The 13,217-nt window shown below is 47.0% G+C and carries 10 protein-coding genes; 6 read left to right on the forward strand and 4 right to left on the reverse strand.

What is annotated here, in order from left to right:
- The first annotated feature begins 27 nt into the window (after positions 1 to 27).
- Both ACED36_RS03205 and ACED36_RS03210 read left to right on the forward strand, forming a co-directional pair.
- Positions 28 to 1,845, forward strand: a complete 1,818-nt coding sequence (locus ACED36_RS03205) for a PhoX family phosphatase (protein WP_198929583.1) — start codon at positions 28 to 30, stop codon at positions 1,843 to 1,845.
- Positions 1,846 to 2,239: 394 nt separating this feature from the next.
- Positions 2,240 to 3,160: a hypothetical protein gene (locus ACED36_RS03210; RefSeq protein ID WP_016958348.1), complete on the forward strand. Its 921-nt coding sequence runs from the start codon at positions 2,240 to 2,242 to the stop codon at positions 3,158 to 3,160.
- A 94-nt stretch (positions 3,161 to 3,254) separates the two neighbouring features.
- Here the strand turns inward: ACED36_RS03210 and ACED36_RS03215 are convergent, their stop codons facing one another.
- Both ACED36_RS03215 and ACED36_RS03220 read right to left on the reverse strand, forming a co-directional pair.
- Positions 3,255 to 3,719, reverse strand: a complete 465-nt coding sequence (locus ACED36_RS03215) for a DUF962 domain-containing protein (protein ID WP_371732779.1) — start codon at positions 3,717 to 3,719, stop codon at positions 3,255 to 3,257.
- Positions 3,720 to 3,728: 9 nt separating this feature from the next.
- Positions 3,729 to 4,262: a GNAT family N-acetyltransferase gene (locus ACED36_RS03220; RefSeq protein WP_371732780.1), complete on the reverse strand. Its 534-nt coding sequence runs from the start codon at positions 4,260 to 4,262 to the stop codon at positions 3,729 to 3,731.
- A gap of 800 nt (positions 4,263 to 5,062) precedes the next feature.
- On the opposite strand from ACED36_RS03220, the gene katG reads away from it, so the two are divergent.
- The 4 genes from katG to gltS all read left to right on the forward strand — a co-directional run bounded on the left by katG (position 5,063) and on the right by gltS (position 10,637).
- Positions 5,063 to 7,273, forward strand: coding sequence for a catalase/peroxidase HPI (gene katG, locus ACED36_RS03225; protein WP_371732781.1), 2,211 nt, complete (start codon positions 5,063 to 5,065; stop codon positions 7,271 to 7,273).
- Positions 7,274 to 7,675: 402 nt separating this feature from the next.
- Positions 7,676 to 8,290, forward strand: coding sequence for an S-(hydroxymethyl)glutathione synthase (gene gfa / locus ACED36_RS03230; protein ID WP_371732782.1), 615 nt, complete (start codon positions 7,676 to 7,678; stop codon positions 8,288 to 8,290).
- Positions 8,291 to 8,585: 295 nt separating this feature from the next.
- On the forward strand, positions 8,586 to 8,924 hold the full coding sequence (locus ACED36_RS03235) for a DUF1840 domain-containing protein (RefSeq protein WP_016958343.1): 339 nt from the start codon (positions 8,586 to 8,588) through the stop codon (positions 8,922 to 8,924).
- A 486-nt stretch (positions 8,925 to 9,410) separates the two neighbouring features.
- Positions 9,411 to 10,637, forward strand: a complete 1,227-nt coding sequence (gltS, locus tag ACED36_RS03240; RefSeq protein ID WP_017003768.1) for a sodium/glutamate symporter — start codon at positions 9,411 to 9,413, stop codon at positions 10,635 to 10,637.
- A 101-nt stretch (positions 10,638 to 10,738) separates the two neighbouring features.
- Here the strand turns inward: gltS and dctP are convergent, their stop codons facing one another.
- Both dctP and ACED36_RS03250 read right to left on the reverse strand, forming a co-directional pair.
- Positions 10,739 to 11,830 carry a TRAP transporter substrate-binding protein DctP gene (gene dctP / locus ACED36_RS03245; protein WP_371732784.1) on the reverse strand — a complete coding sequence of 364 codons (1,092 nt, stop codon included), beginning with the start codon at positions 11,828 to 11,830 and terminating at the stop codon, positions 10,739 to 10,741.
- A gap of 87 nt (positions 11,831 to 11,917) precedes the next feature.
- On the reverse strand, positions 11,918 to 13,207 hold the full coding sequence (locus ACED36_RS03250) for a TRAP transporter large permease (RefSeq protein WP_016958340.1): 1,290 nt from the start codon (positions 13,205 to 13,207) through the stop codon (positions 11,918 to 11,920).
- Between the last annotated feature and the right edge of the window lie 10 nt (positions 13,208 to 13,217).

Here is a 13,217-nt window from a genome sequence, read left to right on the forward strand (position 1 = left end):
GAGTTCAACCGTTTTATTGATGCCGCAATGAATCGTCGAAATTTCCTTCGAACCGCTGGCGCAGCAGGCTCTGTTGCATTCTTTGCCGCAAACCCTGTTGCACAAGCGGTTGCGGGTACAATGGATAAAAGCAAACTGATCGGCTTTGAAGCGATCCCCGCTTCCACCGCAGATACTGTACTTGTCCCAGAAGGATATGTGGCAGAGCCACTGATTTCTTGGGGTGATGCTTTGTTTGTTGAGTCCCCTGCTTTTAGCCAATCTAACGATTCAAAAGCACAGGAAATGCAATACGGTGACAACACCGATGGCATGACCCTATTTCCTATTACTGACACCCGCGCCGTATTGGTTGCTAATAACGAATACACCAACAACGAATACCTTTACCCGCATCAAGGCAAAAATATTTCCGCAGACGATGTACGCAAATCTCAAGCAGCTCATGCGGTATCAATCGTTGAATTAGTGAAGAAAGACGGCCAATGGCAGGTCAACCGTGAAGGTCGACTGAACCGTAAACTCACTGCCTATACGCCAATGGAAATGACCGGCCCAGCAGCGGGTAATGATTTACTGAAGACCAAAGCCGATCCAACAGGTAAGAAGATATTAGGCACGTATAACAACTGCGCTAACGGTCAAACGCCTTGGGGCACATACCTAACATGTGAAGAAAACTTCAACGGCTATTTTGCAACAGATGAAGACGTTGAATTAGGCGACACGTATAAGCGGTATGGCGTCAGCAACAAAGACTGGGGATATGACTGGTGGAAACACGACGAGCGATTCGACGTTGGCAAAAACCCCAATGAACCGCATCGTTTTGGTTGGGTCGTAGAAATCGACCCAATGGATCCTAACTCCACACCGAAGAAACGGTCTGCACTTGGCCGCTTCAAGCATGAAAATGCCGCCATGCTCATCAACGATGATGGTCATGTCGTTGTCTATCTGGGTGATGACGAGCGCGGTGAGCACCTGTACAAGTTCGTCTCGAAGAATAAGTACAAACCAGGCACACACGCCTCAAACCGTGATTTGCTGGAAGAAGGCACCCTTTACGTCTCGAAATTCGACGGCAAAGAAGGTGAGATGAAAGGCACTGGTGAATGGATAGAGCTAACGTTCGGTAAAAATGGTCTCACGCCAGAAAATGGCTTTAACAGTCAAGCCGACGTCATGATCTTTGCACGACAAGCAGCAACACAAGTGGGGGCGACAACCATGGACCGTCCTGAATGGGTTGCGGTTCACCCAGACAACAAGCATGTGTTCTGTACGCTGACCAACAACAAAAACCGTGGTGTGAAAGAAAACCAGCCGGTGAACGTAGCCAATCCACGTGAGAAAAACCCGTACGGCCATATCATCCGTTGGGAACCGAAAGGCGGCGACCATACCGCTTCTGATTTCACATGGGATATCTTTGTGATGGCAGGCAACCCAGAGGTCAATGAAGGGCTAATGGCTGGCTCTGCAAACATTAACAAAGACAATATGTTTAACAGCCCCGATGGTCTCGGATTTGATGCCAGTGGACGAATGTGGATTCTGACCGACGGTAAATATTCCAATAAGGGCAATTTTGCAGGCATGGGCAATAACCAGATGTTATGTGCGGACCCACAAACTGGCGAGATCCATCGCTTTATGACAGGTCCCATTGCATGCGAAATCACCGGCCTGACATTTTCACCTGACTACAAAACGATGTTTGTGGGCATTCAACACCCAGGTGAAAAACTGGCACCCTCACACTTCCCTGAAGGCGGTGATGCTATCCCAAGATCAACAGTAATGCGAATTACCCGTAAAGATGGTGGTGTTATTGGCGCGTAACTCATACCGCCTCCACAATAAAAACGGCGATCTTATGATCGCCGTTTTTTCTTTATTTCGCCAAAAAATATCACCGTTAAATAAAATATTTATTGATATTTTAAACAAAACAAAAATAAGTATTGTTGGTATCTCTTACTCAACGCGTTTTATATAAGAAAATTGTATCGCCCACGAGAACACGCATTGTATTTACCTATTATAAAAGGCAAAAAAACCATACCAGTGGTAGCTTTGTTTCCAGACATCCTTCCTAATTTACATCTAGAAAATTTAATGATGATTTAACGATGTCGTGTCTAATGGTGCGCATAGGCTTGTAGGATATTATATACACCATCACAAGACAAAATGAATATATAGGAATAGCCCTAAGGACAATGGAGCTGGAAATATGAGAAAAACTTTACTATCTACCATGGTATTGACTGTTAGTACTTTCGCTACATCTGCATCAGCGGTTGATTGCGATGGCAATCTCTACACCATGAACTCAGGACGTGGTGATGTTGGTATTCTCGTCAATATTGACGAAAGTCGCGCTCGTAACGTGAGCAACTACTTTTTCGAAGCCAATGAAATCGCAACCATACATTCACGCGCCCTATTCAGTGCTTCCGCAATGGCGTATGACGCCTCAAGCGATCGCATCTACTATGCGAGTACGCCAACGCCTGCTGATTTTCACATAGCAGGCACAGATAACGGCGACTATACGGCTCAAGAGTTAGAAGGCCTAAATCTTCAAGCCAGTGCATTCAAGCCGCATCGTTTGGCATATTTCGATATTGCTACACAGACTCACCACTTTGTAGGCAACACACGATTCCAAATTACTCGTATGACGTTTGACCCAACGACCGGCACACTATATGGATCGGACATTGGTCGTTTATTTACGATTAACACGAGTACCGCAGAGCAAACCTTAGCGGGCACTTTTGACATCAACATTAGATTAGGCGGTTACTCAAACTGGGGCGACTTTGTTTTCTATGGCGGCGAGTTGTTATTTGTTACCAATACCAGAACGTTTGCCATCGACACATCTGACGCATCAGCAACAGTGAAATTCTTCCACAATGTTGATTTTGTTACCGCTGCAACCTTAGATCAGAATGGTGAAATTTTGGTGGCATCACGTAACGTAAACGTTGCTGGTTCACCGAATAGTACCAACCTCTGGTCGCTAAACCCTGTGACTAATGCTAACAACTTCGGCTCTCAGGCTTATGCTGGCTTGGTGCCAATGGCGGTTGACGCAATGACGAATGTCACGTCGGAGCAAGACGCCTGCTACTCGCCACGCTTCTAAACGCATTCATATTGAGTGATGATGAATAAATATATAAGCCAACCTTAGGGTTGGCTTTATTGTGTATTAAAGTCTTCATTCTGACTCAATACAATTACTCAATCTCGTCATCCGTTGTCAACGGCAAGATAAAATGAAACACCCATGCTGGCCCAATTAACAAAAACTGAACATCTTTAAAAAAAGAAGGTTTTTTGCCTTCGATGTGGTGCCCAATAAACTGCAACACCCACAGCACAACGAACATCACGACAGAGATGATAAGAATGTTGGCGCCAATACCTTGAAGTTCCAGCAACACCATGGTGCAGAATCCTAAAAAGACAGCCATCACCACAAACGCTCTGAACGACAAAGAAAAGTAAAACCCAAGCACCATCGCCAAAATCAGAAAGTACGGAGCAATGCTATAGCCGAAAATAGAAAATGACGGTATCAGCCATAAAAGCCCTGCCACTGAAAAGAAGATACCGGGCACAGCCACTTTGTGAATCTTCTGGTTAGTAGGGTTCTGGTGACTGTCGCTGTATTCCTCAAACCATTCCTCTAACGACTTCATCATTGCTCCTTAGCGCGTTACCTGTAAGCCATAAATAGCATGGTCAACGATACGTCCATTTACGTTTTCCGCATTGCTGATCTCGCCCTCCAACCGAAAACCGAGTCGTTCACACAAACGACGACTAGGCAGGTTTTCGACTGCCGCTGCAATTTGTACTTTTTCCATTCCAAGATCTTCGAAAGCCATTTTGATCATGGCTGACACACTGCGAGAGGCAATGCCTTTTCCTTGATAGCTTTCACTTAACCAATAACCGATCTCGACCTTTTTCAATTGATGGCAGATAGTATTGAAACTGACGTTACCGACAACACGCTCTTGATAAACAATCGCACAGGTCAGCGATTTTCCATCCGCGTAATCGTGCAGCGCACCTTGGATAAAGCGTTCAAAAAACGCCTCTTCGTTTGCATGAGGTGGCCACGCTAACCAAGTAGACAGGTATGCGCGTTCTTGGCAAACAATTCGATAATAATCCTTAGCGAATGAAGGCTGAACAAGTGCGAGTGACACCTCATCATCAACCGTGAAGATAAACACGATTCACTCCTTAACATTGTTTTAAAAGCTATTTTTTGCATCTTATCAGGAAATTAACGAAAAATGTGTTGGCAAAGCCACAGCATGGTTAAGAAGCCCTCCCTCTTTGATGTAAACAATTTTCGCGAAACACTTTGTTATTTTAGAACGCCCCACATTCACTTTTCCATAATTAGCAAGGAATCTAACAAACAAGAAAATACAAATTGTTTCATAACAAAAATAAGCATCAAGTTAATTAGAAAAGAATTAATTTTCCGCCGAGAAAGCCAACCAAAAAACCAAATTAGCAACCTCTAATGATAAATAAAAACCAAGAATATTAATGCGTTAATACACCACAGGTAAAAAGTCACATGCTAGTCATTTGATTTTTCTATTGGAGCAATCGAAATATTCCCTTATATATACTCACCATTTAATACCTATAATTTCAGCATGGAGAATAAATTGGACAATTTCATCTGAAATCAAAAGTCAGGCTCAGCACGCCGCGCTCCACCTCGGCAAGTAAAATCATGCACTTAAAAGAATCTAACGTTCTGTCTTGATTTTGAAAAGCATGAAACACCATGCAAAGCCCTAGTGAAGCAAGTGCGTTCTTTAATTTATAAGTAAATATTTAACGCCTGATTTAAGCGTTAAATATTCACCTTTTAAACTTGAACAACACCAATAATCACGAAAGAGAATTCAAACCAAAACCCCAATCAAAAAACAAACATCATTCTCAACAAAAAAATATTTTAAAGCCCATGGCGAATTATACGCATTGAGTACACATGAAAAAGGAGACAACCATGTTAAAACGTACATTACTGTCCATCGCATTATCAAGCGTGTTAGTGACTGCCCCCGCACTCTCACAGAGCGAACCGAAATCTAATCAACTTTGGTGGCCAGACCAACTCAACCTTGCACCGCTTCGCGACCATAGTCAGGAATCGAATCCAATGGGTGATGGTTTCGATTACGCAGAAGCATTCGAAACGCTCGACTTGAATGCAGTCAAAAAAGACATTAGCGAAGTGCTTGTTACGTCGCAAGATTGGTGGCCCGCGGATTATGGCCACTATGGGCCCTTCTTCATTCGTATGGCATGGCACGCTGCAGGGACTTACCGCGTGGGTGATGGCAGAGGCGGAGCCGGTGGTGGACAACAACGTTTCGACCCACTCAACAGTTGGCCGGATAACGGTAATCTGGACAAAGCACGACGCCTGCTATGGCCCATTAAACAGAAATACGGCTCGAGTCTCTCTTGGGGCGATCTGATGGCATTGACAGGCAATGTGGCCATGGAATCTATGGGCTTTAAAACCTTCGGTTTTGCTGGCGGACGTCAAGACGACTGGGAGCCCGATCTGGTTTATTGGGGCCCAGAAGAAGAGATGCTTGCTGATGAGCGACGTGATGAAAAAGGTAATTTGAAAGAAGGCCTCGCCGCAGTTCAAATGGGCTTAATCTATGTTAACCCCGAAGGCCCGGGTGGTGTTCCAGACCCGATCGCAGCCGCCAAAGATATTCGCCACTCTTTCGGTAGAATGGCAATGAATGACGAAGAAATCGTCGCACTTATCGCTGGCGGGCATACCTTTGGTAAAGCACATGGCGCACACAAACCTCAAGATTGTGTCGGTGCAGCTCCCGCGGGCGCCCCTACCGAAGATCAAGGCTTTGGCTGGAAAAACACCTGTGGCACAGGTAAGGGCGGCGATGCTGTCACCAGTGGTTTAGAAGGCGCATGGACATCAACACCCACCCAATGGACAACCGCTTATCTCGACAATTTATTTAACTTCAATTGGGTACTAACCGAGAGCCCAGCGGGGGCCAAGCAATGGATTCCAGATACTGAAGCCGCCGCGCAACTGGTTCCTGACGCGCACGATCCTAACAAACGTCATGCACCCATCATGTTCACCACAGATCTCGCCGTGAAGGAGGATCCGCAGTTCCGCGCTATTGCAGAGCGTTTTCGCGCTAACCCTGAACAGTTCGAACAGGCATTTGCAAGAGCTTGGTTCAAGCTGAACCATCGCGATTTAGGCCCGCGCGCTCGTTATATTGGCTCTGAAATTCCAGAAGAAATTCTTGTTTGGCAAGACCCTATCCCTCAGGTTGATCACCCACTGATCTCCGATAAGCAAGCTGACGCCATCAAAGCGAGTATTTTGGCATCAGGCCTGACCGTTCCTGAGCTTATCCGAACGGCATGGGCATCTGCGGCGAGTTATCGCGGCACTGACATGCGTGGTGGTGCCAATGGCGCACGCGTGGCGTTAGCCCCTCAAAAAGACTGGCCCGTGAACGACCCTAAAGAGCTACAAAGTGTGTTGAAGACACTCACTTCGGTTCAGCAACAATTCAACGAAAAAGCCGGTAATACCAAGGTCTCCTTGGCGGATGTCATTGTTCTTGGCGGTGATGCCGCCGTCGAAAAAGCCGCGAAAGATGCAGGCTATACCGCCGATGTGCCTTTCACACCCGGTCGTATGGATGCCTCTCAAGACATGACAGATGTTAACTCCTTCGCTGTGCTTGAACCCACTGCAGATGGTTTCCGCAACTATTATGACGCGTCTAAGAACTACCGCTCACCCGCTGAAATGCTGGTTGAACGTGCAGATCTGCTCACGTTAACTGTGCCAGAAATGGCGGCCTTGGTGGGTGGTATGCGTGCGCTCAATGCCAACAGTGATGGTTCGTCGAATGGTGTGCTCACGGCGAAACCGGGAACGTTAAGCAACGATTTCTTCGTGAACCTACTTGATATGTCCACCAAATGGTCACCTTCTCAGGAAGATGAGAGTATCTACGTGGGTTATGACCGTGCATCTGGCGATAAAAAATGGACGGCAACACCGGTTGATCTGATCTTTGGTTCTAACGCTGAGTTACGTTCCGTTGCGGAATTCTACGCTTCAGACGATGCTCAACAGAAGTTTGTTGATGATTTTGTCGTCGCTTGGACCAAGGTGATGAACAACGACCGTTTTGATGTGAACTAAAGTCCATCCCCCTTTGAGGTTTTAGCTGATTCCGTATCACCTCGCGTTCAAAGCGCTCGTCCTGCATTGGTCGAGCGCTTTTTCATGCAAACAATGTACATTCTTAGTGCTACCCATCAATCCAACCCATTTCATACAACCAAACACGCTGCGCTCCGTGCCGAAAATGAAGATCCAACTCAGACTCGATGCGTTTTCACAACAGAGTTTTGCAAAACGACGCATATTCACCGCCCGTAAGTATTACTAGGATCAAAGCGGTACTCTTTGCGGGCACACGCCCTCGTGCAAAAGTAAAACACATGCATAGGTAAAACCACCGAGCCATTGTTCATTCCAACGAGCAAACTCAACGCCATAGGGCACGCAAAGAGAGGGGATCTTCATAAAACAGGAGGTCAAATGATGTGGAACGGAGTTCGAAATCTCATTGCTAAGGTGTTCCCTATGACTATTACTATCCACCCCGCCGTTAATGGTGGTGTAAAACATACTGACGTTGCTGGATTCGCTGGCGGCAAACTAACGTGCAAATGCTCGTCCGACCCCGTTGTGGTTGGCGTCACTGCCCAAACGGCCTATAACCATGTGTGTGGCTGTTCCAAGTGCTGGAAGCCAGAAGGCGCACTGTTTTCTCAAGTCGCGGTTGTTTCCAAAGACAATGTGGCCATTGAGCAAGGTAGCGACAAACTCGATATCGTTGATACCAGCGCAGCCATTCAGCGCCATGCCTGCCGTGATTGCGGCGTTCACATGATTGGACGTATCGAAAACGCCGACCACCCATTTTATGGGCTAGATTTCATTCACACTGAACTATCAGATTCAGATGGCTGGTCAGCGCCTGAGTTTGCCGCGTTTGTTTCATCCATTATTGAAACAGGCACGCCACCAGAACAAATGACCCCCATCCGTGAACGTTTGAAAGAGCTAGCCCTTGAGCCCTACGATTGCTTGTCCCCCGGCTTAATGGATGCCATCGCCACTCATGTTGCTGCACAACGCGCAGCGCATTGATAAGAAGACAAGAAACCCTCGTCAATTAAACGACACATTAGATAAAAAGCCGACTTCGTGTCGGCTTTCTCATTGTCATCTTTTCGTCCAACGCAAAGCACATCTTTCCCGCATTCCTGTTTAAAGTTTATCACGCCATAACAAGATGCCACATTTGCTCAAAGTCGAGATATCACATTGTGTTAGGGTGAATTATGGTTACAGAACGCGCTTAGAGTTTGTGCCATGTCACTTGCCGTAAGGCATACTGGCTGAGTGAATTTCCCTTAAGAACATAAAACACAGGATCACCAATATGCTGATTAGATTTAGCTGTAAGGCCTACGCAGATATCACTATGTTTGGTGATGTCGGACTTCAGATGTTGAAGATGATGGGACACAGCGAAACCGTGCCGGGCGCGATTCTCGCTGAAGATATTCCCGCTGCACTGGCACAGTTAAAGCGCGCAATAGAAGCGGAGAAGAATCAGCCAAATCCAGACCCGCTAGAAGATGAAGAGGAAGAAAACTTCATCGAATCTCCTGTCAGCATGGGGAATCGCGCCATTCCCTTGATAGAGTTATTAACAGCCGCCGCCAAAGAAGAATGCGACGTCATGTGGCAAGACGCTACCAATAGCAATTTTCTTTAAGGCCGAACTGAACAGTCCGAACCTTCGAAGAAACAATAACACTTCAGCAAAAACACAAAAGCACCGATGGGTTTGTCATCCGTGCTTTTTCGCTTCCCCGTCTATGACACTCACACGTTAACCTTCATATCAGAACAGGCTCGTCGAACGCCTTTCACCGAATCTATGCCATCGAACTGCGCTCAAAGAGAAATCGAATACTCATCAGTTCACATTATTCGAGCCGTCTAGGTGCTCAACGCGTTTGTTTGTCAGCAGGAAAAATAGTGGTGTAATTATGCGCCGTTGTTGCAACGAACAGGCATCTGCATTCTTTTGGCCATGCAATCAGCCAAAAGAATGTAAGCCGGCTCAAGCCGCTGATTCTTAATTGATTATCTAGCGAATATCCGCGAGTCATCTCACACTCTAACTTGCTAACAAAATAGCGAGTGTCAAACATCGTTATGATGCGCAATCCGATGCTTAATTATGAAAAGGATTGTCATGAACTTCGTTGACGGTGTCTTGCACATCGAATCATTTCTCGCCGTTACACTCGGTATCATCGTTCTTTTCTTAGGCCGGCGATTAACTCAAATGAGTTACTGGCTAAAAGAGTTCAGCATTCCAGAGCCTGTTTCAGGCGGTATTCTGGTTTCACTGCTTTTTGCGGTTGTTCACTATGCATTTCAGGTTGATATCTCTTTTGATCTCGCCACACGCGACCTGCTGTTGGTTTACTTCTTTACCACCATTGGTATTAATGCCAGCTTGAAAGATCTCTTCAAAGGCGGCAAACCCCTTATCATTTTGTTGAGTATCACCATTGGATATATGTTCATCCAAAATATAACGGGAATAGGCCTCGCTTTAGCGCTTGATCAGCCCGCGGCATTTGGTTTGCTGAGTGGGTCTGTGTCTCTCATTGGCGGTCACGGCACAGCCATCGCATGGGCGCCAAAAATTGGTGAAGCTTTCGACCTCAATACCGCAATGGAAGTCGGCATTGCCTGCGCGACCTTTGGACTCATTCTTGCCAGTTTAATGGGTGGACCCATCGCAAAATACCTCATCAACAAACACAACTTGAAAGCCAATGAGGGCGAGAAGGTGGATGTCGGTACTTGCCAAGATTCCAAAGAAACGCGTATCACGTCTTATGATTTTTTAGATGCGATGCTCGCCATCCATCTCTGTATTATTTTGGGCGCAGTGCTCAACGAAGTGATATCTGGGCTCGGTTTGGATCTTCCCCTGTTTGTTAGTTGCTTGTTTGCAGGTATCTTAATTTCTAACCTTATTCCGTCTTCTTACCCTCGTTTAACCGGTACTCGCTGGCCATCCCGTCAACCCGCTGTCGCATTGATTGCAGACATGGCACTAGGCGCTTTTCTGTCGATGTCGCTCATGAGCATGCAGTTGTGGGCTTTAGTCGATTTAGCAGGACCACTCTTCATTATTTTGGCCGCTCAGTTCTTGATTGCAGTTAGCATTGCGGTATTTGTTGTCTTCCCTTTAATGGGCAAAACCTACGATGCTGCAGTGGTTTGTGCCGGGTTTGGTGGCATATCGCTCGGCTCTACACCAACAGCAATGGCAAACATGTCAGCCGTGGCGCAAAAGTACGGTAACTCACATCAAGCTTTCATCATTGTGCCTTTGGTCTGTGCATTCTTTATTGATTTAGCCAATGCCCTGATCATTCCCTATTTCATTGGGATGATTAGCTAGCTATCTTGGTTCAATAACTGCCTCGACGAGAGTAGCCATATTGGCGAAAAAAAATCAGCCCATCTGGGCTGATTTTCATTTAAGCAATCAGAACATAAACATTAAGAAAGGTCGGCTTTATCCGCCCCTGCAATCTGCTGTTGGGCTTTTTGAGATTCAACCTCAAGCAACTCAAACCACTTCTTGCCGTCTTTGACGTTCTCTTGGAACCAGATATAGACAGGTGCGGCGGCTTCCTGAAACTTGGCTTTTTCGGCGGGGGTTGGAACGTAAAGCGTGCCGCCTGCTTTTTTGAACGCTTCATACGCTGCAATGGATTTACGTTTCGGTGAGGCAAACGTCGCTTGTTGTAGCGCGCGGAAACCGTCAACAATCACTTTTCGCAGCGCTATTGGCATGTCTAAGAAGGCTTCGTTATTCATGTACCACAGGGCTGACATGTAGGCGTGTCCGTCCAAGGTGACGTATTTGAGACCAGCTTCTGGGAACTTCATGCCCATGATGTCAGTAATGCCATTTTTAGAGCCTTCTACAACACCCGTTTGGAATGAGGTATAAAGCTCAGGCCATGGGATCGGTGTTGGGCTAGCGCCCAGTGATTTAACCAGCTCTTGCGGTAAATCAGCCACCACGGTGCGAATTTTCAGCCCTTCCAAATCACTTGGCTGTTTCACCGTGCGTTTAGTGTTGGCAAAGTTACGCCAACCGCCTGTGTTACCAATGGCCATCAAACGTAATTTGTCGTCAGTGTCAGCCAAGATGGCTTTGCGCAATTCACGCACGAAGTCGCCTTGCAATACCGCTTCTGCGGTGCGGTCATCCGGTAACAGGTAGGGCAAATCCAATACTTGAATGTACGGGAACATGTTGGCAGCGCCACCTGATGTGGATATGTAGATATCCACTGAGCCATCTTCTACTGCTTGGATACACTCAGTACCGTTACCACAAAGCTGCGTACCTATGTACAAATCAACTTTGATCTTGCCGTTAGAGTGCGCCTCCACAAAATCTTTGAATACGACTAAGCCATCATAGTCTTCATCGTTTTCGTTCGAGTTTGCGACTGCACGAAGGTTGAAATCTGCGGCCATAGCCGGAACTGACAGGGCTGCGGTGGTCATTAACCCCGCGAACAGCGCCAGTGCACTTCCCTTTAATGCATTACGCACCTGATTTACTGTTTTATTCATACTTCACCTTTCACTTCCGTGATCATCAGCGTTCTGCTGCACTTGTTAAGGTAAGAACTCACGTTCTCGGTTGCTAGAAACCCACACTCATTGAGCCAATCCCAGCCATTGCGGGATGGTCATTGAAAGAGCAGGGAAAAACGTAATGAGGAAAATCACCGCCACCTCAACCGCCAAAAACGGCAAGATGGCGCGGGACAAGGTTTCGACTTTGACGCCAGAAACACTCGACGCGACAAACAGCACCAACCCCATCGGCGGCGTCGCCAAACCCACCGTGAGATTGACACTCATGATGATGGCGAAATGCACAGGGTCGATGCCTAAACTGACAAAAACCGGTGCCAGAATAGGCCCCAAAATAATGATGGCTGGCCCTGCATCGAGGAACATGCCAACAATAAAAAGCAGAATATTGATAAGAAAAAGGAGGATCAGTGGGTTTTCACTGATACTTAGCGTCCATGCCGCCATGGCTTCTGCGGCATGAGAGAGCGAAACCACGGTTTTGAAGGCCAACGCCGAACCAACCAACAACAAAATAACCGCTGATGATTTCGCGCTTCGGGTGAAAATGTCAGGAATGTCTTTCCAACTGATAGTGCGAAGCACGAACATGCCAACCACCAAGGTATATAGCACGGCAACGGCAGACGCTTCTGTTGGGGTGAAAATACCGCCGAGGATACCGCCCAAGATGATCACTGGCGTAAGCAGTGGCCAGAACGCCGCTTTGGTGGCTGTACCGCGCTGCTTCCATGTGGCCTTTTCACTGGCTATGGGCAGGTTTTGACGCTTCGCCATCAAGGCGATCAACAACATCAGGCCACCACCAATCATCAGCCCAGGTATCACCCCTGCTGCGAATAAAGCCGCCACCGAAATTTCCATGGTATAGGCGTAGATGATCATGATGCCGGATGGCGGAATAATGGGGCCGATCACCGAAGACGCTGCCGTAATCGCCGCTGCGAATTTACGCGAATAGCCGTTCTTTTCCATCGCGGGGATCATCATGGAACCAATGGCAGAGGTGTCTGCTACTGCCGAACCAGACAGACCCGCAAACAACATGCTCGACATGACGTTGACATGCGCCAGTCCTCCGCGCACATGGCCAATGAATGATTGCGAAAAATTCACGAGGCTCATGGTGATACCGCCTCGGTTCATCACCTCGCCAGCGAGCATAAAGAAGGGAATTGCCATGAGGGGGAACGAATCAATGCCGTTGTAAATATTGCGAAACAACAACGGGATATCACGATCCATGCCTTCTGCGTACAGCATGATGCCGGGCGCGGCGAGCAGCGCAAAAAACACTGGCATGCCGATCAGAAGAAGCAATAAAAACAGAGGTAAAAAGAAGATCAACATCTACAACCAC

Origin of the sequence: Enterovibrio sp. FF113, from assembly GCF_041439165.1 — a bacterium.
GTDB lineage: Bacteria > Pseudomonadota > Gammaproteobacteria > Enterobacterales > Vibrionaceae > Enterovibrio > Enterovibrio norvegicus_A.

What these genes read in the sequence shown, in the direction of transcription:
- ACED36_RS03215 (WP_371732779.1), bottom strand. Translation starts at nt 3,719, where the DNA reads ATGAAGTCGTTAGAGGAATGGTTTGAGGAATACAGCGACAGTCACCAG.
- dctP (WP_371732784.1), bottom strand. Translation starts at nt 11,830, where the DNA reads ATGAATAAAACAGTAAATCAGGTGCGTAATGCATTAAAGGGAAGTGCA.
- gfa (WP_371732782.1), top strand. Translation starts at nt 7,676, where the DNA reads ATGATGTGGAACGGAGTTCGAAATCTCATTGCTAAGGTGTTCCCTATG.
- ACED36_RS03250 (WP_016958340.1), bottom strand. Translation starts at nt 13,207, where the DNA reads ATGTTGATCTTCTTTTTACCTCTGTTTTTATTGCTTCTTCTGATCGGC.
- gltS (WP_017003768.1), top strand. Translation starts at nt 9,411, where the DNA reads ATGAACTTCGTTGACGGTGTCTTGCACATCGAATCATTTCTCGCCGTT.
- katG (WP_371732781.1), top strand. Translation starts at nt 5,063, where the DNA reads ATGTTAAAACGTACATTACTGTCCATCGCATTATCAAGCGTGTTAGTG.
- ACED36_RS03235 (WP_016958343.1), top strand. Translation starts at nt 8,586, where the DNA reads ATGCTGATTAGATTTAGCTGTAAGGCCTACGCAGATATCACTATGTTT.
- ACED36_RS03205 (WP_198929583.1), top strand. Translation starts at nt 28, where the DNA reads ATGAATCGTCGAAATTTCCTTCGAACCGCTGGCGCAGCAGGCTCTGTT.
- ACED36_RS03210 (WP_016958348.1), top strand. Translation starts at nt 2,240, where the DNA reads ATGAGAAAAACTTTACTATCTACCATGGTATTGACTGTTAGTACTTTC.